Raw genomic sequence first — 23,902 nt, 5'->3', positions numbered from 1 at the left:
AGACCTCAGCGAATAAATTCGCTCCTGTCGCTTCCCTCTCAGGGCTAAAGCCTCTGAGTTTCCCGCTTACCGAGGATTTTGTATGAGCCAAAAACGCGAACTAGAAAAACTTACTGGACTGGATAATTTATTTGGAGATGAAGAAGAACAATCTTTATCTGATTCCACTTTACCTTTATCTCAAATCATCCTTCCGCCGAGTCAGCCTCGTCGCTATTTTGACCCTGTAAAACTCAAATCGCTCGCTGACAGCATTAAGGAAGTAGGATTACTAGAACCCATTGTTGTTAGAAAGATTCAGGAAGATAAGTATGAGTTGATCGCTGGTGAACGCCGTCTCAAAGCTTGTGAAATTGCAGGACTTGAGGAAATCCTTGTAGTCATTATTGAATGCGACGAAAAAAAAGCTCGTAAACTCCGCTTAGTTGAAAACCTCCAAAGGGAAGACCTCAATGCTTATGAAGAAACTATCGGAATTCTCGAATTACTAGCCGAAGAACTCGATATTGACCAAGAGACAGTAGTCAAACTGCTCTACGACATGAATAACGAAAGCAAAGGTAATTCTAACCATAACGTTATGGTTAGTGATGAAGGACGAATCATACAAGATGTATTCTTGAGGTTAGGAAAAATTACTTGGCAGTCGTTTGTAGCTAATCGTCTTCCTTTACTCAAACTCCATTTAGATATCCAAACTACATTGCAGAAAGGCGAAATTGAATACACAAAAGCTAAGGAAATCAACCGGATAAAAAATGATGATGAAAGACAGAAAGTTTTAAATAAAGCGATCGCAGAAGGTTTATCACTATCTGAAATTAGGATTCTAGTAGGAAATATTCTTCAGCAACAGTCAGAAAGTAAGCCATCATCTCATAACCAAGAGCAAAAAGAAAAAGTTGACAAAATATACAAAGCACTTAGAAAAAGTAAAATTTGGAATGATGAGAAAAAGCTAAAAAAAATTAATAAGCTTTTTACTCAAATTGAAGCACTTCTAGAAGAAGAAAACAAAGATGATCCTTCTTTACAGCAAGGTAGTCTAGTCTCGGACAACTCTCTGTAAAAGGTACTGGATGGCTAGAAGTCAACTCATAGATTAAGTCATCATTACAGAGTATATTAACTGAGGATTTCTACATAGCCATCCGTTCCATTAACCCGAATTCTCTGTCCGTCATCGATCAGTTTGGTAGCATTATCCACTCCCACAACTGCACTTATGCCATATTCACGTGCGATAACTGCTCCATGCGTCATCAGTCCACCAACTTCGGTGACCAAGCCTTTGATAGAGACAAACAATGGTGTCCAGCTAGGATCAGTAAAAGAGGTAACTAATATATCTCCATCTTTTAGATCAGCATCTTCCATGTTTAAGATAACACGCGCTCGTCCCTCTATAACTCCGGAGGAAACAGGTAGACCTACAATAGCTTCGGCTGGAAGATGTTCCCGTTTGTACCGACCTGCAATGATTTCACCGTCAGACGTGATCACACGTGGTGGAGTTAGTTTTTCATAGTGTTTATACTCGTCTTTTCGTTTGCTGATAATCTGGTAATCAAGTTTATTTGTGCATACGACTTCGCGAAGTTCTTTAAAAGTGAGATAGTATATATCTTCTTTTTCACGAATAACGCCCGCTTGTACAAGTTGTTCGGCTTCTTGGAGTAAAGCTTTCTTATAAACGAAGTAGCGATTAACTATGGCGTATTTGGGATATTCACGATAACCGATGAAATTCCGGATCAGGCCGATCATTCGTTTTGTCTGTTCGGTCTTTTGTTCACCATCCGGTAATTGCTGCAATCGCTCTAATAACTCTTGTTCTTTTTTCAAAGCCTCCTGTCGCCCTTGCTCAAATTTGCGATCGCCAGCACCAGGCTCAAAGTTTTTGATATTACTGAGAATTATGGGGACAAGTGTAGTTGGTTTTTCACTCCAACGAGTTTTAGTAATATCGATTTCTCCGGCACATCGCATTCCGTATTTGTTGAGATAAGCATAGATAGCGTCTTGGGTTTCTTTTCCTCCATCAAACTTAACCAATTCATCCAGAAAGTTGTCATCTTTTACCTGTTGTAAATAATCAATTACTTCAGGATAAGGACGAATCACATCTGCGACATCCAATAGTTCCAGACCCATTTCGGAAGTAATATTGTTGGGTACAGATTGAGAAAGCGTGTCCGCTGCGTTTTTTTCGCCTAACCACTTGTTCATTTTTTCATTGAGCCACGATGAAGCATTCATAGCAGTCATAATCACGCCAAAACTTTGTGGATCGGATAAACTCTTCTTTAATTTCTGGATATCTTCTTGAATAAAATCGAATAAATCCGCTCCTGATTTCGTCTGGATGTTCTGTTTTAACTCGTCTATCGATGTTTGACTACGCCCAATCAAATCAGAAACGATCGCCGGATCGTATTCTGTCAGCGTTTGAAAATCCAAAGACGATGCACCCTTATTGCTGTTACCGTAACTTTGTTCTTGCTTGTCATCTGGTAACAATTTTATGAAATCTCCCCGATCTAGTATGGTCATAAGTGCGTCCCTTATAAGCGGATCGGATTTTCCCAAAACATCTACCAGAATTGTTCTTCTCACAGGTGAAGCTAAATCATGGGTGATATCAACAAACAACCTTCCACCAGCTTTATACATGGGTCGAGCAGCTGTTAACTGGAATAAAGACAATCCCAATGGTTTCATTGGATCAGTCATCATTTGTTGATGACCGACAGATACATAGACGTGATTTTGGCGATCGCTTGCTTCAGGAATGGGATATAAAGTAGTGATGGGGCGGCTCTGGACAATATGAAATGTGTCATCAACCAAACACCATTCGATGTCCTGGGGGCAGCCGAAATGTTCTTCAATCTTCCTACCGATGCGCTCAAGCTGTACAATCTGCTCGTCTGTCAGCGCTTGCGTATTCTGCCGTTCAGGCTCAATCTCCTGTTCTTTCGTACCGCCATCTTTTAAGGCGTAAATAGCCAGTTTCTTGGTGGATATCTTCTTATCTATAACCTTGCCGTTACGCACTTTATAAATATCAGCATTCACCAGACCTCTGACCAAGGCTTCACCAAGTCCGAAGCTGGCATCAATGGATAACACCTTCCGATTAGAAGTGACGGGATCGGCAGTAAACAAAATTCCTGCCACCTGTGGAAAGACCATCTTCTGGATAACTACAGACAGGTGGACTTTACGGTGGTCGAAGCCGTTTTGAAGGCGGTAAATTACTGCTCTCTCTGTAAATAGCGATGCCCAGCACTTGCTGATATGTTTTAGGATTGCTTCCTTCCCGATAATGTTTAAATACGTATCCTGCTGGCCTGCAAAAGAGGCTGTTGGTAAATCCTCAGCAGTTGCGCTGGATCTTACTGCATAGGCATTTTTTTCTCCAAGCCTAGAGAGAAGGCGGGCGATCTCTTCATTAATGTCTTGAGGGATGGTTATCCCTTCGATGAAAGAGCGAATCTCACCGCTAAGTTCGCCGATTTTATGCCGATCTTCCACCTTGAGAAGCGATAACTGGTCGAGTAATTCGTTAATCGAAGACGTTTCCCCAATGATTCTTTTAAAAGCTTCAGTAGAAATACAAAAGCCATCTGGTACGAGTATTCCTTCAATCTTGGTAAGTTCCCCCAGGTTCAAGCCTTTACCACCAACGACCTTGAGTTTTGTTTTGTCAATATCTTGAAAACAAAGGACAAATGAACTCATCAGTTTTCCTCCTTTGGCAATTGATACTACGGTTGCAATCAGCCGCGGCAAACAGCCTTTGCATTACAATCAGGAGCTTCAAAAGTCCGCTACATTGCAATTGTTAGGCGGCTCCACTCACACCGCCTTTGTGTACTTCATAGCGCAACTCAGCCATGCCAGCACCCATCTGATGAACAGACACTAGGCGCAGAACTGGGCTTAGTACTCTGCGAGGGAATAGCGGCTTACCCTTGCCGAGGGTGGCCGAGCCAACCTGGACGATCAGCTCATCCAGTAAACCAGCATCGTAGAACTGACCAGCCAAATCTCCGCCTCCAACTATCCAGATGTTTTTGGTGCCGGCAGCAGCTCGCATTTCAGTATGGGGGTGGTGTACATCTCCATTGACGAATCGGATGTTCGCACCTTCGATTATTGTCAGCTTGCGACTAGAGAATATCCAGGCTGGCTGAGTGTATGGCCACGCAAAGCCAGTCTCAGTGGCAACCTTTTGGGCGTTGCGTATCATCCACTCGTAAGTTGCCGATCCCATTGCCAACGCACCCACATCTGAAATGAACTCTGGATAGCTAGAGTCATTCAGGTCACCAAGCCCAAACAGCCAATCTAGTGAGTCATTCTCAGTTGCAATGAAGCCATCAAGACTTGTCGCTGTAAAGTACTGAGTTTTCATTTTTGTATGCAACTCCTAAATATGACTTCAAGCACCTAACGATGTCCATCACCCGCCCCAGATCGCCTTTGTATCATAACCAATCGACTCTCGGCATCGGTGTGCATGGGCGTTGTTATGCGGCGTTCACGTTGGCGTAGCCTCTCGTAGAGAAGTGTGCCGTACCCCTGCGGGGAAGCAAGCTACGCGGAGCGTCTCCGACAGGAGAAGGTATCGCTCACTAGCTGCTACAGCGATAGTGACACAACCAGAGCTATCTGAAAATTTTTGAAAACAGGATAGTAGCCGAGGCCATTGTTATTTTTTACACGGACTTACGTCCAAATAAAGAAGAGAAAGCACTATAGCTAACGCTCAAATCCTTAAAAAGTAACTCTCACATAGGAGATAAAAATTATGGCTACTAAAACCAAAAAAGTTAGTTTAATTGATGATAACGCAATGGGTATTTACAAAATTGCGTCCTACAACGAGCGTAAGTTTAAAGCAGTCTACTACGGGCTACAAGAAACCTGGGGTAAAACTATTCAAGCGCAGTCACAGACTAACTGGAATAAAACACAATGGGATACTTTTAAAGCCAGATTTATTGCTACATTCGGCTCAGTTGACAACCCCAAATACAGTGTACAACAAATGGTTGACTATTCCATTAAGCACTTCAACAAAGGCTTAGAAGAACTACTCGAAGTCAACAAACGTACTTGGCTACAACGCGAACGTTTATTAGCAAAATAATCACAAATCATCTGATTTTATAGAAAATCTCGCTCATACAGAGTGGGATTTATTTTTTTGACTAATGCTGACGCAGCTAAAAGCGAAACACTCATCAAAGAAAAAACTATGGCTGCTAATAAATCTACTAAAGCTCAAGCTGCTACAGTCGATGATTCAACAATGGAGCAATTCAAGATTGAATCATTCGACGTGCGTAAATACAACACAATTTTCTATTCAATTCGTGACCTTTACGGACGCGAATCACAACGGCAACTGGGGTCTGACAATTTCGATTGGAAAGCTTTTAAGCTTCAGTTTGAAATCTGTTTTGGTCGTCCTGAAGATTGTCGTTACACCACAGAACAATTATTGAATTTCGCCAAATACAAATTCAACATGAGTTTGGAAGACTTGTTAGCTTATAACCGTAAATCATGGGAACTCCGCAAAAGACGAGAACAACAATATGCAGACATGGAGCAAATTAACTCTGTAATTCAACACATTCCAGAAATTACCAATTCTTATATTGATTGCTACCAAATGCTAGAGCAACAGCCATACTAAAATCTCAAAGAATCAGTTAGAAAGTACTGTTTTATGCAGCACTTCATTCTAGCTGATTCTTTTTTTACTACATTGATTTTTGTCTGAACCTATCAAACATTCTCGTTTACAGCAATAAAGGTACTAGGCCGCTCACAAGGTGTAAAGTTATACCTACGTTTGACTTCTGCACCTGCATTATTTGTATTACCTTCAACAGATTTAGTTAGCAGTACAACCTCAGAGCGTATATAACCAGTTAACTTATCAAACTGAATAATCATATGCTGGTGGAAAGCCCAAACATCCGCGATCCGATTGCCCATACCAGAAGATATTTCATCAGGTATAAAAATATTAGCGTGCCAGGATACTTTAATCCCCTCTTTCTGGAAGTAAGCATCTATTTCAGGACGAATGTAATCCGCAGTTCCTCCGCAAAATACTAGTTCTTCAATATCCTCATCCATCTTTGAGCGCAACCACCTGGCGATCGCACGCCAATATTCGTCTCTAGCAAGTAATAAAGCTTTGGACATCGACTCTCCATCAAGTTGAATCTCATCACCTTTGCGCTTGCGTGAGAGTTTTTGCATCACCTGGGGGTCACAACTGGCTCCAGCTTCTATCAGTACCTCAATAATATTGGAATTATCAGGGCTCAGTCCCGATGTTTTGGAAATCAAATTATTTACTAACCAAGACATACCAAAATTGCTGGTTATTCCTGCGCCAATCGAACCACTCCGAAAGGTGAAAATACTCGCGTTGCGATAACCAAGCATTACGTACATCGAAACAGGTACACGATCGCCAAGCGTTCGCCTACGGTGGAAAAATATTCCACTACCTTCAGAAGCTGCATCATAACGAAGCATTTTCACCCGCATCTTACCTGCTGGTGTATCAAACCCCCGAAACGTATCCTTCAACCGAATTTGTAACTGTTCCTTGTCTTGCACTTCACCCGGCGGCAGCAGGACACTCAAGTAAGCTGCAACATCATTACCCAGGTTCAACTTCTCCTTAGCCAGCCAAAATGCTCCGCAAATTTTGGGAACTGCTAGTTCGTACTTTAGCTCCCTCAGTTGCGATATACCCCCAAACCGACGACGAGCAAGTTCTCCCAAGGCGTAATACTCATCACCAATTCCTACCCAAGCACGAGATTCAGGACTACCTTCTTGTTGGACGCTTTCAACTGAGGCTTTAGCAACATCCGCTATTTCTGAGTCTAAAAGTAAAACAACAGGCTTTCCTTCTGGATACTCCTGAACGATAGCCTTGGTTTTACTCGCACCCATATCAATCGTAATTACTATCTTTTTTAAATCTGATTTCTCCTTAGTTTTGGGCATATATAAAGGTTTCAATTCATCTCTGCTATTGCTTACAATTTAACCTTTATAAGTATTAACTCGGTATGGAAAAAGGCTTACTTTACAGCAGTATTACCCTGTCTTAGAAAAAATTTTACAATTATCATCCATTTTTTTTTGCAGCGCAGACGATGACCTCACCACCTTGATACCCAAATCTATAGGGTGGACAATCTACAAATGAGATCGCTGGATACAGTTTCCTTACTCTAAACGAAATCCCGGATCAACTTCTATCTCTGCTTTAGCAATCACATCATCTTCATCATCATTGAAGAAATCATCATCCAAATCTTCCTCTTGAAAAGACTGTTCCTCCACAACAAGCGGCACCTCTGATGAAACAGAAACATCATCGGTCGAAACTACGCCCGTAAAAAAACTCGCACTCTTCTCTGCTTGAGCCTGAATATCAGTTGCAGCTATCAGAGAAAAAACTCCACTACCATGAGGTTGTGTGGTAGTTGCAGCAGAAGTGGGAAGTCCACTACCATAAGGCTGCACTAGCACTACTTGGGCAAGTCCCTCCATCCCGAAAGCCCGTTTCATCTTAATTATTTGTACTTCCAACTGCGCGATCGCATCTAATACGCACGAAGATAATTTTTCACCCCTTACACCCTCTGAGTAGAGCATATAGGGGAGATAGAGGGGAATTATCGCCTCCATTATCATATCCCCCCCTCCCTTTTCACTGTCCTTCAGGTATTGCAACAATCTCGCTTCACTAGAACCTTTCTTTCTTGCCACTGACAATTCTACATAATCTGATTGCACCTTCCTTGGCATAATTCCCCCCTCCGAGTTAGTTACAACAATCAACAGTAATAAAACAATCTCAACTTTTAACCTAATTAATTCAAATTACAATTAGCCAATTTTATACTACATAATGTAGTAATTAGTAATATTAAAACCACTTATTTGATAGGCTTAATCAACATTTCCAGTAATGTAAAAGTGACTAAAATTACTATATCTGTACGCCCCAAGCTACTTCCTCAGTACTCTCCCGCAACTTGCCGAGTACTCACTGACTAAGTGGTAAAAAATCTCTATTTATTAGTTAAATTATTGATTTAGTATACTTTTTCCATTTAAATTAGACCTACATAAGACACACGCACTTCCCTAGTACTCACCGCTTACTCTCTGCTTACTTTTCCCGTACTCACTGCACGCTCTACTACATCCTACCCTCGCACTTGGTGCAATCATGATAGTAAACAAGGTATGGCAAATGGGCCTATTTCAACCTAGATTTATTATCAATAATTACAATTAATTGATAATAAGTTCTATACAACTCATATTTTTATATGCTACAAAAATACAAAATTGTAGTACAAACCTAATCTAATTAATATACGCTCAATTTTAAACAAATCATTTTCAGTTGATTTTATACATTAAATTAAGTTTATATACTTAGGTAAAATTTCACGATCGCACACTTGATTATTGACTGATAATCTTTTTTATAACTACAATGGCACGATTACTGCACGGCTCTCAGCATTCTACAATAAATAAAATATGTATTATTTTTAACAAAAAACACAATATTCTCCTTCTCTAGTTAAGGACAGGAAATAAAGACTAGATTTTATAATGAAGCAAGTATTTTTACATAGATAATAATCTGCGATCGCATAGTTCGACCCTAACAGCATAATGCTTGTAAAAGCGATTTCACAGCAGTTGCAGTACTATTACGAGAGCCATATAGCCGCAATGTCAGTTATACCAAGGATAACGGCTATATTATCCGCAATGGTAGTGTGCGTGAGAAAAGTGGAACTTTTGGTTGTCCAACAAGTTCCCTGGCACAGTACAGAAAAGCGTGATACTTCCCCCAGTCCAATGATTAAACAAGGTATGGTAAATAGGCCTGCTAAACGAACCAAATTAGTTAAGGTATACGTCTTTGAGGAAGAAAAAAACGCCATTGAGGAGAAAGCCACCGCCACAGGACAAACGGCATCTGAGTATCTACGTTCATGTGGGTTAAGACGAGTGCTAGCAGCAAAACCACCCGCAGATGTAATAACCATCCGTGCTACGGCAGGAACCCTCAAAAGCGAACTGATGATGTTATCTCACCTTGCCAAGGAAACAAACAACCAACAAATTATTAACCAAGTCGAAATTGCGATCGCACTCGTAGATAAAACCATTGCTGCTGCATTTAATATAGAGCTCGCAGGCTCTAAACAAGACGCTGGGAATCCTGTACACAACCAAGAAGTTGAAAAATAAGCTTGTTGAGAACTTATACTAATCAATATCGAAGTATTCAAATTTGAATACTTCGATATAAATGCCGATATATATAGAAAGTAGAAAAATTTAGAAGCGATAAATCTCTATTTTGTTTATTGATATTAGTTGAGATTAGGTAATCATTAAACTTTGTTCAAATCTTTACAGTCAAGTTCTTTGCATTTCTAAGTAGAATTGCTAGGTTGAAAAAACGTTCTTAGCTACTAAACCCTAAACTCAACTTGATTCCCGTCATCTACAAAAAACCCAATTTTCTCGACACGCTCAAGTATGTCTTGGGGAAAGATGATGCTGCGATTGTCAATACTAATATGATGGGAACAAAGCCAGATGAATTTAACCAGCAGTTTCTCACCATCAAGTACACCAACAAAGCAGTTAAACGGCAGTGCGCTCACCTCATCATCTCAATCGCACACCGCCCCAACTACCACGAGCATTTATCGGACAGTCAGTACAGTTATGTAACACGAGAATATCTCAAAGATATGGGATACTTGCCCAAGGAAGAATCATCTGTAGCAGCTACCAGTCAGTTTGTTGCAGTACGCCACCACGATCGCAACCACGAACACCTGCATATAATCGCTTCCCGGATTCGGTTAGATGGTAGTTTAGTTAATGATTCCTATGATTATTTCAGATCCCAAGTCTCTACTAGACGCATCGCGGCGGAACTAGGATTGGAAGTAACACCGACAACAAATGAAGCCGTCGCCTCTAGGTTAGAGCAAGAGTACGGAATAATTACACTCATCAGTCCCAACCGATCAAAAAGTATTAGAGCAGTCAACAGTAAGCACAAAACCCCAACAAGTAAGGAAATTATTCGCCAAGCAATAGGAGAAGCCATTAAGGATAGTCCCACCGTCTCTACGTTCATTGAACGCCTGGAGGAAAACAACATTGGAGTATTGCCTAAGATGCAGGGGGAAGAACTACTAGGCTTTACCTACATTCATAATGATGTCAAAATTGCAGGTTATCAAGTATACAAACCTTATAGCTGGAACAAACTGCGGTCTGAATATGGAATCACGTACGACCCAGATAAAGATATAGAAGTAATTCAAAAAGCTAAAGCCAGAGCAATTAACCGCATCAATACTAATAGCACAAGTAACAAAGAGTCCTTTTATACCGATAAAGCTACTAACAGCAGTACAAGTGATAGCAATGGCGATACCGATAGTAACTCCAAAAAACCTATTAGTACATACATACTAAACAGTGATTATCTAGATGAGATTTCGATAATACAACCCAAATCAGAAGATAACCCCACTTCGGAAGCAAATAACACTAAGAAAAAAGTTCAGCCGCATCCCCAAAAACAGTGCCCACAACAGGATATTTCAGAAGAAAACGGTCTCACTGCTAAACAATTCCTGGAAGAGCAATCTTCCCCTACTCCCCCTTCTCTTACCCTTCTGCCTTCTACTCTCAAACATTTGCCTTCTATAATCACTGACTATATGCTTGTTACCAATAACTCCCGTATCAAAGGACGGGAATTGAGTGCCAGCTTAGATAGCAATACTCTGAGTGTTTACCGTCATGGGGATAATACCCCTATGATGCAAACCTGCTACAGTCAGGGAAACTGGTACGAAGAGATACCAACTCGATTAACAAGAAACGAAATTGAGCAGATTGAAAGTCTGTGTTTTTTTACCCAACAAGCATTAATCAATCAACAGCGATCGCAAAGAGGTATTGAGCAGTAGAAAATCTGCTGGTAGAGAGAATTTAATCTACAGTGCCTCTATTACTATAAATAAATACACAATTGAAGTATTCAAAACAGCATCTTGTACCCACAGAACAGTGAGATTTGAATAATAAGATTTTCCCAAAGACGCTCAGCAATTTGAGCAAATCGACCAGGCAATTGGTAATCTTTCAACTGCCTGGAATAGCCTTAAATCTAATGAGGTGCCAGAAGCCGTTTTACTTTTTCTAAGAGACGCTGCAACTCATGGGGCAACAATCGATCGGCTAACTCCTGAGGTCAAGGATTGGCTAAATAATCGAGGGATTGCCCGATTCTTCTATGTCCGGTTATCAGACTAAAGCAAAATAGTGACATCAACCTGTAACCTTACATCAACGCTTGCTAAACAAAGATCTCTTAAAAAGAAATTCTGAACTTACTTGCCCCAGGTTAATGCTAACCAAAGGTCATCTATTGAATTGATATTGAAACGTGGTTTTAGCTTGAGCGTAAATTTGTTGGGTGATTTGGGGAGAGTGATGTTTGTCGGTGCAGTTAAAGTTTCTTTAGCGGTTGTGCCATCTGGTTTATGAGTTGTGACCTCTACCTCAAAGCTACTGGGGGATTGAGGGATCGCGCCTGTAGCGCCTTGGGTATAGAAACCGATCGTTTTGATAGAGTCTAATCTGCCTTTGCTCCAGTAGGGAAAGTGTTCTGCGCGGATGTCAAGGGCAACTTCCGCCTCAGTGATTGCCCCTGCAATTTTTATGCCTTTAAACTTCGCCCACTCGGTTGGAAATTCGTGCTTGAGTGAGAATAGACGCACTGAGCCTGTCGCCTGAGCCGCTTCAATTCGATTTTTGAGGTTTGCAAGTGCGCCCTTTTGTCCATTTTTCAACAAGTCTCCTCCCTCGCGGGCGGTATAGCGCAAATGCAGAATCACATCAGAGATTGTGTTGTAGTCAAACTGAAGTGGATCATTGTTGCCCGGATTGGCAGGCAGTTGTAATTGCCATTCACTAATCACGCCTGACCCCTCAAAGGGCAGGTAGCGTTCGTCTCGCAGGTTTGTTTCAAACAATCCGCTATCGTTTTGTCCGGTGCTGGTGACGATCGATTGCAAACTACCAAAATAATCGCTGAATCGAGAATCTTCCGCATCAACGCGGGCATATTCATCGCCGATTAATGCACTCTTACGAATGCTGCTCTTTGTTAATGTCAGGGTGCAGTTGACGCTGGTATAAGGTCCGGTTACACAGGGAATGGTAATTGCCGCATTTTTGATGCGCCGAAAGTAGTGACCTGGGCAATCCATGTCGAATAGTTCTTCAGGCAGTGTTACTGTGCAGCGTCCAGTTGCCCGAAGTTTGAGCAGTTCTAGAGGGTTGATTTGCAGCAGACTCACATGTTTGGTTAGTTCATACTCACGCTGATTCAGGTCGTGGTATGCCATTTCCATGCGCTTGATATCCAGGTAAAGCTTTTCACCTGCCAACAAACCTTCCTTGCCAGACAGATAACCCACTTGCAGATAGCTTAAAGATGGGTTGCCCAATTCGTGTTGTAGAGCGCGTTCAGCTTTTTTAGCCACATCAAAGGCAAATTGGAAGCACTGGCTATAGAGACCTTTGACTTCTCGTTTGATCCAGGTGTAGAAAGCCTGAGTACTGACTTTTTTATGTTTTTGATTGCCAATCTGTGTTTCTTCACCATTGAGAAACTGTTCAATTTCCTGAGCGTTTTTGATTTGCCGTTGGTGATTTTTCCATTCTCGCTCGGCGATCGCTTCTCGAATTTGAGCTGCACGGAGCTGTTTCAAGGTTTGAGTGATTTCTCCAGCGATCATATTGCTCTGGAATGCCCATTCCTGTTCACGACGAGAGTAGGAACCGACTTTCGAAGTTTTCCCAGCTTCGTAGGTTAGTTTGTCAGCCTCAGTCTTATGAAAACTGGAAACAAATGACATGATGGTTGAGAGCTTGCCTCCACCGATTGCTCCAATGGATGAACCTGCACCAAACGGTTGAATATTAAAAGTAAAGTCAGGAATTATTGCTAAAGCTCCACCAACTTTATCGATAGTCGCAGCTGTATCGTGCTGTTCACGGGACGCTTTTAGCTTAGACATCTCCTCCACTTCTTGAACATTCAGCTTTTTCCCTCCGCCTTCACCGCTAAGATCTGGAGCAATACTCACATCGATTGGACGTAAATCAACGGATGGTTCTTCCTGCTGAAACTGCATCCTCTCCAGATTAGTTTTGTCTAAACCATCTAATTGGGGGATTTGAATTTCACTCTCTTGCTTACCTAACAATCGTTCGTAGTAGATGTAGCGCTGAGCCGCATTTGCCAAGGATTTCTCTAACCCTTCACGGGTTTTGATCGCTTCCTGCCACTGAGCGTATTTCACGGTTTCTGCCAGTCCTAACATCAGTTGGTCGTGTTTGGCGCGGAGCATGGCGATCGCTTCGTTGTCTTCTTTCTCCATAGCGGATAGCAAGTTGTTTCCCAGTGATTTCACTTCCTGACAAATTTCTGAGGCTTTTTGAATCAGCACCTGGAAACGAACCAGTGGGAGGGGTTGATTGATACCACTGATCACGGCACCGACATCTAACCCCGCAGCGGCGGCTCTTGCCAGAAGGGCTGGATCGATCGGCGGTTCAAACAGGGGCAGTTGCCGGAAGATGCCCTGAATGTTGAGGCTATTGCGAATTTTGAATAGGCGATCGGTAACTGTATCCCAATAGCTGAGCAACTTATCATTGCGGGGAATGCCAAAATAGAGCGCGTTGCCAAGGCTCTTGAGGGTGACAGTTTGATCTAAATTTGCGGCTTCTATAGGATGGGGAGTCAGATCAAACGGGATATCGGTTTCGACTTCGCGCAGGACATTACCCAATGCATCCAGGTCTTTGCGGAGATTGTCATAAGTTTGGGGACGCACCGATCCCTTCTTCGGAACTGCCTGGGGGCGAGGACCTAAAATATTGGCTGCCAGCACATAAAACATCGTGGCTTCATTAATGCTTTCACCCGTATCCTGGCGGAAAAGGCTATCACCCCAATCGATCAAGTTATCGAGGTATGCCATGACGGTCTTGAACATATAAGCAGACTGGCGATAGCGGGCAACCACATGAGGACGAAACGGAGCATCTTTCAGGGCATTGATGCTGTTGACAGTATCCTTCTGAAGTTTGACATCGGCACCGCTAGAAAGATTCACCAGAATATCTTCAATCAATTTCACATCGGTATACTGGAAAGGTTTAACTTTCCAGAAGCGTTCGGGTGTGGGACCATCGCTGTCGTCTGTGGGATCAAAGATGTAATGGAACCAGCGTTGAGCTTCTTCAAAGCGCTGGTTCTTGCTGAGGTGAATCGCGATCGTAATCGGCACATGGTAAAACAGTTCCCAGTTGTAAACGGCATAGGCTCCACTGGATCTGAAATCCAGATCTTTGACCGGATGGGGTTGTGTGACCAGATCTGAGGGATTGTAACGAGTCGCAGAAAAAATTTCGGCATAGAGTTTTGGAATTGGTTTACCGCGTAAAGCCTCGTTAGGATAATTCGATGGGAAGACCTTCAATGAGCCGTCAGCGTTTTGTAGATACTCGGTATCAGTTGCTTGCAATCCCGAAATAGATTTGGCAATCAACCGCTGTACCAGTTCTGCGGTGTAGGGATGGAAGTGGGGATAAAACTGGTAGCTGAGCTTGCGTTCTTGAATGGTAGTGTGTTTGCGTTGCACTTCTGTTGTCCAACCGCGATCGCCCCTATATCCCAAGTAAGGTCGAACTTTAGCGTCGTAGTAACCGTGAAATTGACTTAAGTCTCTAGTTTTCATGTTGGCAATCTCCTTGTTTAGCGGCGCATCAAGCGATCGCTCATGTTTGCATTAAAATTGGCGCTCAGGTTGGCACTAATGTTGGCACTAATGTTGTCCAGCATGGCTGAATTCAACCCATTGCTGTCGATCACATTGAGCGAAAGATTGGAATTCATTAAGGCAAGTTCGCCTGTATCACCTGCTCGAACATTAGCGTTAGCACCGTTTCTCCCTTGGGAAATTGCTCCATTCATGCCGCTTATATTGCCGATCGCAGGCAGGGTTGCAGGATTCACTCCGCCTTGCTGTCCGATGAAGGTTCCGCCGACTTGAAGCATCGTGCTAGGATTGACCACCCAATCTCGACCGGGGTTGATCGGGAACTTCGCAATCGGATCAATGGGGTTGGGAATCGGAATTGGTTTATAAGGAACCACCGGTATCACAGGAATCTGCTGCCACCAATCGTCATCATATTTTGGCACTGGTTTTGGTTTGGTCACGACCCATTCCTCCCAGCGATCGATGGTTGTTTCAGTTAAAGTCGGCTCAACAAAAAAGGTATGCTGGCTGTCCTGATAGAAGAAGGGACTAACAAGTCCGCTCACTTCGGTCGTCGGTAACTGCCTTGGGTTACTGGGCAGCAGGAGTGAAAAAGCACTGCCTTGCTGCAAAATCGGTTTAGTTGTGCTGGTGGGTGTTGGTTGTCCACCGTTGACGGTTTCAATGCGTTCTACAAAGCTAACTTGTAATGCATTGTTTCCTCTTAGCTGAGTAGCCTGCAAACCACTCCATGAGTAGGGAACATCAAAATAATCTGTCCAATCTGTGACTTCCGGCGTACCGTTTTTGCTCACGACGCGGAAAGCACCAGCAAATAAGAAGAAGCGAAGCAGATTGATTCTGACCCCTCGTTCTTCACCCTCTTCGTCGTAATCTTTGGTGACATGGATAAATACTTGTTCTTTATCGAAAGAGCTATCGACTGTAGCACGAACTGGATTACCGAAACCACCTGATTCGCGGGTTGTCCATTTTCCCTGGAAGAATTCACTCCAGTTCAATTGAATCTTGATTTCTCTCTGGGTTGTCTGATTGGCAGTCGAAATCAGTTCGTTAAATTTGAAGTCGGTCAAGTTCCGATCCCCACCACTGCCTGCACCGCTCGAATCGGAGGTTGCACCCTCTAAAAATGTCACCCAGAACAGGTGCAGGCGATCGCGCCAAACTACAGCAGCAATATGATCACCTTCGATCTGGGCTGTGACGGGTTCCCAAGGCGTCCACATCTGATGAGCATAGCGACGGTAGAAATATTTGTGGGGAATACTGTAGGTGCGCCCAATTACGTGCAGGGTATTGGATGCGGGATCGAGGGGTTTCTCCTCAACGTACATCGTCATAATTTCCAGTCGAGCCAGTTCCTCCAGTTTTTTCAAGTAGTTGAAGAAGGCATCTTCTGCCAGATCGTTGGAAATGTCGCTTTGCAGAAGAGCGCTTTCCAGTTCCTGGAATAAATTGGTTTTGTCATCGCGGAATTCTGGCTCTAACCAGTTTTCGGGATAGAGGAAGATCTTGCGATTGGCTTCCCAAACACGATACCGTTTCATCCACTGCCAGTGTTTAGAGTTGATGGCAGTGGGCTGCACTTGCGGTTCCAAATTTAGTAAACACCGTTGGATAAAGAGTTGTACTGAAGAGATCGCCAAACGAATCCGTGATGTTTGCACAACGGGTTCCATGCCTGGATCAATTAAGAAATACTCAAACAGTTGCTCTAGGCGATCGAACCCTTTGCGCGGTAGGATATATGCTACTAATGTATCTCGCTGGCGCTGACGGAGTTTATCGAAAATGGGTTTAGCGATCTGCTGCCAGGTTTCGGGTTCATACTTGCCGTTGATGGTATTTCTCAAGTCACGGGCGATCGCAAATCGTTCATCATTCGTCTTAGTTGAACTGACGATTTCTGTCCAACGCACCAGGGCTGCAATAGAAACCCCAAACTTTTCAACCACTTGCAGCATCTCCCACAACCGTTCAATGCCTTGCGCTTGAGCAAAATCAGCCGCAGTGACTCGCCGTTCCTCGCCTGCCAGAGTCGCTTCAGCCGTAAATCCTAAATGCTGAGCAACGGCTTGAACGATCAACTTATCCCGTCTTGTCATGGCGGAAATGCGTTCGTACAAGCTATTGAGATGCTTATCTTTTGTATCATCTTCACTCAACGAAGCAGGATAGGTTCGACGAGCATTCTCAAAAAGGCTAATCATATCATCCGTGTCACCTGCCAAATCGCGCTTTAGCTGGGTGTAGTCTGCCAGATGCAGAACTTGCTGGAATAGGGCAGCAGCGATCGCAGGTGAACTATCCGCCGAACGAGTTGGCAGTAGGCTGAGATTGAGATTGCCAAAGTCAGTTGCGTGGGTGAGCAGGTAACGAACTTCCCGCTCATTCAGCGCAAAGCCTTGAATCAGTTGGAGCGTTTTGGTTAAGAGGGTATGGACACGATGAACGCGATCGACGGCTGCTTGGGGATAACAAATGAGTTGACTTAGGTTGTCTTTCGGCAAAGTTTCGCCCTGAATCAACAACGTGGCATTACCATCACCTAGATTTCGCAGATTTAGAGTGAATTGATAGGGCACACCGGGTTTGAGTTCAGTGAATTGGCTGATTTCAGCACTGTCGGTCGAAGCTTTGCCCCGTAGCAGCGGATCAGGTAAGTGAGTAAACTGCAACTCCGCTTCAGCATTCTGCTTATCCAAAACAACAAAGAAACGGTAGGCTCCAGCAGTGGGAACCTCAAAGTAGCCTTCTAACCGCGCACTGTTGCTACCTGTTGGTCTGTCCGTGGTGTCCGCCATAGAAATGCGTTGAGTTGTAGGCGTACCTGTGCCATCAGCGGATGGGAAAAACAATGCACTAATACCCTGCTGATGGGTTGTAGCAAACGCCTCCAGCAGATGTTGACCCGTTGCGGTGGGATCAGTCAACAGGGCAGTGTTCGTCAGCAGAGCTTCCAGAAGGGCAGAATCAGCGCTCAGGTCTGTGGCAAGGGTCTGCACGATCAACTGACGGATCAGCCTACTTTGCAAGAATGGGAAAAATGCTTGCACAAGCTTATCCCGCTTTTCGCGCGCTTTGATCAGCTTGTCTGCATCTGGCAGTGTTTCTGAAATTGAGGTAAACAGAAGATCAAAGTCGCTGGAACCTTTCAGGAAACTAGCAAGATACTTGTCGAAAAATGTTTTGGCTTGTATTTGAACATGGTTCAGTAAAGTTGCCAGTAAGGGGGATGGATTTGCTGTTGTGAGCTGTGTTTTCTTTGTCTCCAGCAACACGCCCCGAAAGGTCAGCCGTTGCTCTTGACGAACCTCGTTGTAGACTAGGCGAATGGCAGGATCGGAAATCGAGTTCGGATCGAGCTGGTTCGCAGGCAAAATATTTTTCTGCGTTGCTTCATACTCAATTGCTCCGGTCCACATTCCCAAAAAGGTTTCGACTACATCTGTTGGCAATACCAAAGCCAGCTTTTGCCGCAAGACCTCATCCGTAAGGCTGGCAGCATCAGCAGGAATCGCATGTTCAGCCTGAATACGGAGGATTTCAGTGGCCAGAGTTTTGACCAACCCCAACACTGCATTCAAATTAGCTCGATATTTGCCCACCGGATCAAACCGATGGCGCAGCAGATAATCCAGGTCTTCAATTTTGAAGCCGCTTTGCTTCACCTTATCTGCAATTTCGAGGTATTTCAGGGTTTGGGTGAAAGGGTAATCGTCATCAAGAATGGTCAAGCCCTCGGCTTTGAGAGGTTTAAAGGGATCGAGTCCCGATAACTCTTTGAGGGTAATCAGGTCGTGAACGTTCAACTTCAGAGCCTTTGCCAAAAGTCTGTAGCGGTAAAGCAGTGAAACATTTGGTAGAGAAAGCGATGCAGTTGCTTGATCTTGTCCAACAGCAGCTAGAATCTGCCCTATCTCCTCAGCCGTGAGATTTGATGCGCCTTGTAGGGCTGTCAGGTGATCCTTAATTAGAACACTGGTGTTAGAAAGGTAGCTACCAAGCGGATGATCAAAAACCGGATCATTTTTGAGAATGCTGGGTTTCAAGAAAAGCTGAACGTAGAGCGGATTGTTTCCTGTGGTTGATAGGTTTGACCATAGGGTTAGCCATTTGAGTCGAGTCTCTTTGCCCAGAGGAACGCGATCGCTGATCTCTTTTAGATGCGCCAGATAAACCAATGCCGTTTTGAATGCAGGTCCAATGTTTGTGCTGGTTAATGGCTGCATCGTTTGCGGGACAAATACTTGCAGGGCGCGATCGGTTTCAGCGATCGTCCAACCCAATTTTCGCCAGAGCCGCACAAACAAATTAAGTTTCAGGAATACCAAGCCATCGGCTGGTGTGCCATCTGCATAGCGGAGCGTTGTTAAATCAAAATTACATCCCGCATTAGGGTCTGCCAGCAGCAGAATTTGATTGAACTCTCCATCATTCCAGGCAGTATCCAGCCAGGTTTCGGCATTAAAGCCAGGGAATTTAGCAGTCAGCGTATCGAGGTGCGCCTTAAAAGCCACTTGCTCGTCTGGGGTAAAGGCTGGGTAGCCCGCCTGTCCTTTGTAGCGGAAGACATCATCCACATCCACACCGAGTTTACGGAGGACTACCAGTTTCTCCAGTTGTGGATTCACAAATCCTGTTCGCACCAGTTCAACCAATTCTTTGTAACTCAACCCTAACCGCCGGGACAGTGCTTTGGCAGAATTCAGGTCGATTCGTTGACCATTCTCGTCTTGAGCGACGGTAATGGCTTCAGCCTGGATGGTGTAGCCATATAACTCGTACCACTTCATTGGGTCAAAGCTGGTAAAAATGCTGTATTCAGAGGGTGAGATGCCCAAAGACTCTGCCCAAATCGTGCTGCGGTAATAGGGTTTGGAACTGGTTGCAGGCGGGAAGAGTTCATCGGTGGGATGCAACACGTCCAGGACGAGGGAAAGGGGTGTTTCAAAGTGGTCAAAAAATCGACGGACGGTTTCCAGCCACAGGTCGAAGGGTAGGGTAAGGGGATATTTCGCGTCCCGAAGTCTGGTGTATGCTGCTGCCAGAATGTTTTGCGGTTCAGCCAGCAGTTCAGGCGTGGTGGCAGAGCCTGTGTCATGTCCGCTATTTGCCGTCAGTTGATCGTTGGCAACGTAATACTCCAGAATTTCGTTGACGATATCAATGTAGGGCAATGCGGTCTGCGTATTCTCGCAAGTTAGCGGTAAGTTTGGCAAATCAGGACGGCGCTCAATCAAAACTTCGTAAGGCGTTTTTTCGGTTTTGGGATCAGGCTGTCCGGGATGCTTTTCGCGCCATTTATTCAGAAAATTGGTTTGTGCTGTGGGATTCTTAAAAGGATAGGCGGCGGTGCCATGCTTTGCTTTCCAATCCGTGAGGAAGTTTTGCCAGACCAGAGTTTTGGGGTCGATAAACTGGAGCAAATCGACAAAGTAAGCCGCCGGACTGAGCACCGATAGACAGTGTTCGCATTCGCAAAAATCCAGTGAACCGAACAGCGTTTCCATTGTAGGGTAATACTTAATTAACTCCTCTTTAGCGGCTTTGCGAACCTTAGCAGGAGGTGAGGTGACATGCGTCGCAGGAGAGCTATCCAGTTGCTTGGCAGCAGTAAAGAAATTGAAGGTGACAGCGCTGACCTGCTCAGCCTTGCGATAAACCAATCGGGCTTCGTCCAGGGAAGGGAAGAATTTGCCGAAGCGCTCGATAAATGTATCGTATGGAAACGCCACCACATCCTGAGCCGAGGTAAACCCTTGAGTCATCAAGACTTTAAGCGATTCATCGGTTGGGGTGATTTGGTATTGGCGTTGCAGTTGCTTGATACTCTCTGTCGTGCTGCTCACTTGTTCTGGGGCAATTCCATTTAAGACAGCCTGATTTTGCTTGATGAATGCGGCGATTGGCGTGCGTCCTAGCTCAAATCCCAATGGCTCGGCATTTTGCAGAAATGTGCGAACCGGCGCTTTGAGTTGATTATGTTGCGTGCCTAGCTGTAATTCATCTTTTTCAATCATGCGGCTGACGACTTGCGTCGGGTAGGTCAAACGCACTTTACGAGCCAGATCAGCAGCGTAGGCATCGAGGCGATCGCCAATTTTCTCACCCGCATAAATCGGAGGAATTAGAGTTTGCAGTGTTTGCTCGTTGTTGCCCGCCAGAGTGGTGAGGCGAGTTTTCCAGGCATCGGCTTGATACAGGTCTTTGTCTGCCAGTTGAGCCAAATGATCAGGGGATTGGAGTTCCTGTTGCAGTACTTCTGTCAGGTTGGCGTTGTTGAGAGTCAGGTAGGCCAGTTTGCCTTGCAGTTGCAGGCTAGCAACTTTTTTGGGGGCGATGCCATTTTCTTCTGCTTTTTGCCAAAGTTCAGCGCCTTGATGAGCAAAGTAAAGGTCTTCAAAGATCGTTTTCTCGTTATCAGCCAAGCCAGATTGGTTGAGAAACGCCCCCATATTAGAGACGGCTCCGGGTGCAATGGCGGCACGACGACTTTGACGGGCAAAGCTGTCAGCGGCGGCTTTTGCCCCTGCGACCTGCTGGTCGGTGAGACTGACAACGCCAGATTCTCGCGCTTTAGCGATGGCCTGTTCGATGACTGACCCACTCACCTGCGCCAGTTGGTCTTTATCGGTAGGCAAGCCAACTCGGAATAGGGCATAGAGCGCATCCTGGGGAATGCCTGTTTCAGCACTGAGTTTGACCGCCGTGGATGCCAGAGCAATCAGGCGAGCATCCCAGCCGGTTGCCTGATGCAGCAGGGTAAAATCCTGACGCTCGTTGTCTTCCTGGGCGTTTCCCAATTGCTGTAGGTTATCCAACTGTTGGCTGAGATCGCGAGTCAGACGCTGAAATTCTGCCGCTAAGGGCTGCACAGCGGTAGGCGCGACCAGATTCAAAACCTCGTTTTTGCTAGCGTTGCGTTTGGTCTCAGACAAAGAGACTTCTTTACCCTGAGCATCAATCGCCCGAACTTCCAGATTGACCGCTTTACCATTCACCGGGTATGCCAATGCATAGATTCCTTGTGAATCAGTTTTGACTTCCCTCAGCAGTTCTTCTTTGCCGCCAAAGCCGCGATTATAGAGCTTCAGCGTCACCCCATCTGCGGGTAAGCCATGCTCGAACAGAATCCGCCCTTCCACTCGATGAGTGGGTACATCGAGGGCAGCGATTGCCCTTTCTAAAGCAACTTTTGAAGCATCATCAAACATGCCCGTGCGCTCAAGCTTGTAATTCGCTTGCAGTTGCAGCAACGCATCGCGGGTTCCAACTCCAAAGACTTGCTCGCTGAGTTCATTCTCAGGAATCGTCAGTTTGATTTTGGTGAGACCGGCTTGTAGCTCTTTTACCTCAGAGCCACGATCGTTAAGGGTGAGAAATTTGATAGCACCGCGATCGTCGCCTAAGTTCCCTAGCTTGGCATCAATACTGTTTAATTTACCGGTGTGATCACCTAACTTAGAGTCAATGCTGCCCAGTTGGATAGTTTGATCACCAAGTTTAGAATTGATACTCCCGAGTTGGCTGTTTTGATTGCTAAGATTACCTTCAATTTTGCCAAGTTGACCGCTATGTTGAGCCAGTTGATTGTCAATGCTGCCTAATCTTTCAGTGCCACCAATGATCACGTCCAGCTTTTTATTAATTTCTGGCAGCACTTCGTCAGCAACATTAGAAAATGCACCGAGTTCCCTCAATATTTTGTTGAATGCTTCTGCTGTAGCTTGGTCAACACCTTCTATTTGAGGTTGTACTCCTGTCCGTTCCCAAAAGCGTTTGAGTAACTGATAGGTAGCGTTATCTGAAAAGAATTGCCGTTGTTGCTCTTCAAGCAAAACCGTCTCTAGTTTTTGTTGCTCTTGTAGCTCGAGTTGGAACCACCCGCGACGTAACAAAAACAATAAGCCGTTTTGTAGATTAACAACTTCAGAACCTTTATCGCCAATTTGGAGGGGGAAGGTGATGGGGGGCATGAGATAAGCTCCTTGGAGGAAGACTTGAGTTAATTTGAAGATGAGATTTTAGTAACTTGCTGTCTGATTTGTTTCAAAAGCAGATTGTGATCGCACTTGGACAACGTTCAGTCTGTCTCTGGATATTCAGATCATTCGGTGATGGATTTATCATGCGATCGCCTTCACACCTCTAATCTGCGATCGCTCGTGGTGCCTCTGTAATTAACAAACTTTTGCTCACCCAGAATCACACGGGCAATCATCTCTCGACTGTGGACTTTATCCAATGCGGATGAGACAATATTGAGCCAGTTGGTTTCGCGATCGCAATTAGTACAGCGTTTACTGTCTCCACTCACCCACAAGGGTGCGCCAATAGTTTTGAGTGGCATACCCAGGAGCTCTTCAACTTTGCGGACATCCTCATCGGGGGTTAGCCACTGATATGCACCGGGTAAGGAAGCGGGAGAATCGTACACCTGGCGAAACACTTCATCGCTGACGGAATGAGTGTGTTTCAATTCAACTTCAATGGTGATTTCAGTGTCTGGAGTTGCGTGATTCCACAGTATAGAGTTTTCAGTGCTGGTGAGGAGTCTGCCTTGTCGAAAAACTTTGAAGAATAGATCGGGATGGCGATCGCCAAAACATTCCTGATAGTGAGTTTGACTGAACTCTATTTGAAAATGTACTTCAGCGTCGGTCGTTGTACTACCCACTAGATCGTTGAAGATGAGATCTTTGTCCCATGCTTCAATCTGCAAGTTAGCGACTCCCTTCTTGGTACTACGGTCAATGATGCGTCCATTAATTTGAAATGTTTGTGGTGTCATGAGAAGACTCCAGAAATGTATTTGGTTAGGAGTTACGCATTGACAAAAAATTTCATTCATGTGTACTAAGCAACACAAGTATGGGTAAGATTTTCTACAATGTAATCACGCAAAACTAAAGTGAATAAGTTCCTTTGCA

General features: G+C 44.5%; 13 protein-coding genes. 6 read left to right on the top strand and 7 right to left on the bottom strand.

Going from position 1 to position 23,902, the window contains the following annotated elements:
• Window positions 1–82 precede the first annotated feature (82 nt).
• Window positions 83–1,069, top strand: a complete 987-nt coding sequence (locus tag H6G14_RS24580) for a ParB/RepB/Spo0J family partition protein (RefSeq protein WP_190570469.1) — start codon at window positions 83–85, stop codon at window positions 1,067–1,069.
• Between the two features lie 56 nt (window positions 1,070–1,125).
• Here the strand turns inward: H6G14_RS24580 and ppsA are convergent, their stop codons facing one another.
• Both ppsA and H6G14_RS24570 read right to left on the bottom strand, forming a co-directional pair.
• On the bottom strand, window positions 1,126–3,744 hold the full coding sequence (gene ppsA, locus H6G14_RS24575; RefSeq protein WP_190570467.1) for a phosphoenolpyruvate synthase: 2,619 nt from the start codon (window positions 3,742–3,744) through the stop codon (window positions 1,126–1,128).
• A 103-nt stretch (window positions 3,745–3,847) separates the two neighbouring features.
• On the bottom strand, window positions 3,848–4,420 hold the full coding sequence (locus tag H6G14_RS24570) for a dihydrofolate reductase family protein (RefSeq protein WP_190570465.1): 573 nt from the start codon (window positions 4,418–4,420) through the stop codon (window positions 3,848–3,850).
• Window positions 4,421–4,816: 396 nt separating this feature from the next.
• Here H6G14_RS24570 and H6G14_RS24565 point away from each other — a divergent pair, with 396 nt between their 5' ends.
• On the top strand, window positions 4,817–5,158 hold the full coding sequence (locus H6G14_RS24565) for a hypothetical protein (protein ID WP_190570463.1): 342 nt from the start codon (window positions 4,817–4,819) through the stop codon (window positions 5,156–5,158).
• A 57-nt stretch (window positions 5,159–5,215) separates the two neighbouring features.
• Window positions 5,216–5,710: a hypothetical protein gene (locus tag H6G14_RS24560; RefSeq protein ID WP_242053530.1), complete on the top strand. Its 495-nt coding sequence runs from the start codon at window positions 5,216–5,218 to the stop codon at window positions 5,708–5,710.
• Window positions 5,711–5,802: 92 nt separating this feature from the next.
• Here the strand turns inward: H6G14_RS24560 and H6G14_RS24555 are convergent, their stop codons facing one another.
• Both H6G14_RS24555 and H6G14_RS24550 read right to left on the bottom strand, forming a co-directional pair.
• On the bottom strand, window positions 5,803–7,047 hold the full coding sequence (locus H6G14_RS24555; protein ID WP_190570461.1) for a ParM/StbA family protein: 1,245 nt from the start codon (window positions 7,045–7,047) through the stop codon (window positions 5,803–5,805).
• A gap of 225 nt (window positions 7,048–7,272) precedes the next feature.
• Complete coding sequence (locus H6G14_RS24550; protein WP_011316726.1) at window positions 7,273–7,857, bottom strand: hypothetical protein; 585 nt, start codon at window positions 7,855–7,857, stop codon at window positions 7,273–7,275.
• Window positions 7,858–8,802: 945 nt separating this feature from the next.
• Between H6G14_RS24550 and H6G14_RS24545 the strand changes: the two genes are divergently transcribed.
• The 3 genes from H6G14_RS24545 to H6G14_RS24535 all read left to right on the top strand — a co-directional run bounded on the left by H6G14_RS24545 (window position 8,803) and on the right by H6G14_RS24535 (window position 11,424).
• On the top strand, window positions 8,803–9,327 hold the full coding sequence (locus H6G14_RS24545; RefSeq protein WP_242053529.1) for a plasmid mobilization protein: 525 nt from the start codon (window positions 8,803–8,805) through the stop codon (window positions 9,325–9,327).
• A gap of 245 nt (window positions 9,328–9,572) precedes the next feature.
• Window positions 9,573–11,078, top strand: coding sequence for a relaxase/mobilization nuclease domain-containing protein (locus H6G14_RS24540; RefSeq protein ID WP_242053528.1), 1,506 nt, complete (start codon window positions 9,573–9,575; stop codon window positions 11,076–11,078).
• A 208-nt stretch (window positions 11,079–11,286) separates the two neighbouring features.
• Window positions 11,287–11,424, top strand: coding sequence for a hypothetical protein (locus H6G14_RS24535; RefSeq protein WP_190570459.1), 138 nt, complete (start codon window positions 11,287–11,289; stop codon window positions 11,422–11,424).
• A 77-nt stretch (window positions 11,425–11,501) separates the two neighbouring features.
• Here H6G14_RS24535 and H6G14_RS24530 read toward each other — a convergent pair whose 3' ends face one another.
• The 3 genes from H6G14_RS24530 to H6G14_RS24520 form a co-directional block, all read right to left on the bottom strand.
• The gene (locus H6G14_RS24530; RefSeq protein WP_190570457.1) at window positions 11,502–14,924 is read right to left on the bottom strand and encodes a Tc toxin subunit A-related protein; all 3,423 of its coding nucleotides are present in this window, start codon (window positions 14,922–14,924) and stop codon (window positions 11,502–11,504) included.
• Window positions 14,925–14,941: 17 nt separating this feature from the next.
• On the bottom strand, window positions 14,942–22,948 hold the full coding sequence (locus H6G14_RS24525; RefSeq protein WP_190570455.1) for a neuraminidase-like domain-containing protein: 8,007 nt from the start codon (window positions 22,946–22,948) through the stop codon (window positions 14,942–14,944).
• 164 nt (window positions 22,949–23,112) lie between these two features.
• Window positions 23,113–23,763, bottom strand: coding sequence for a transthyretin-like family protein (locus H6G14_RS24520; RefSeq protein WP_190570453.1), 651 nt, complete (start codon window positions 23,761–23,763; stop codon window positions 23,113–23,115).
• Window positions 23,764–23,902 lie beyond the last annotated feature (139 nt).

The sequence above is a fragment of the Nostoc parmelioides FACHB-3921 genome (assembly GCF_014696625.1).
Lineage (GTDB): Bacteria > Cyanobacteriota > Cyanobacteriia > Cyanobacteriales > Nostocaceae > Trichormus > Trichormus parmelioides.
Note: the sequence above shows the minus strand (reverse complement) of the source record. Positions and strands in the feature narration are given on the sequence as shown.

Excerpts from the sequence above, each read along its gene's own strand:
- H6G14_RS24580 (WP_190570469.1), top strand. The coding sequence starts at position 83 with ATGAGCCAAAAACGCGAACTAGAAAAACTTACTGGACTGGATAATTTA.
- ppsA (WP_190570467.1), bottom strand. The coding sequence starts at position 3,744 with ATGAGTTCATTTGTCCTTTGTTTTCAAGATATTGACAAAACAAAACTC.
- H6G14_RS24570 (WP_190570465.1), bottom strand. The coding sequence starts at position 4,420 with ATGAAAACTCAGTACTTTACAGCGACAAGTCTTGATGGCTTCATTGCA.
- H6G14_RS24565 (WP_190570463.1), top strand. The coding sequence starts at position 4,817 with ATGGCTACTAAAACCAAAAAAGTTAGTTTAATTGATGATAACGCAATG.
- H6G14_RS24555 (WP_190570461.1), bottom strand. The coding sequence starts at position 7,047 with ATGCCCAAAACTAAGGAGAAATCAGATTTAAAAAAGATAGTAATTACG.
- H6G14_RS24550 (WP_011316726.1), bottom strand. The coding sequence starts at position 7,857 with ATGCCAAGGAAGGTGCAATCAGATTATGTAGAATTGTCAGTGGCAAGA.
- H6G14_RS24545 (WP_242053529.1), top strand. The coding sequence starts at position 8,803 with ATGTCAGTTATACCAAGGATAACGGCTATATTATCCGCAATGGTAGTG.
- H6G14_RS24530 (WP_190570457.1), bottom strand. The coding sequence starts at position 14,924 with ATGAAAACTAGAGACTTAAGTCAATTTCACGGTTACTACGACGCTAAA.
- H6G14_RS24525 (WP_190570455.1), bottom strand. The coding sequence starts at position 22,948 with ATGCCCCCCATCACCTTCCCCCTCCAAATTGGCGATAAAGGTTCTGAA.
- H6G14_RS24520 (WP_190570453.1), bottom strand. The coding sequence starts at position 23,763 with ATGACACCACAAACATTTCAAATTAATGGACGCATCATTGACCGTAGT.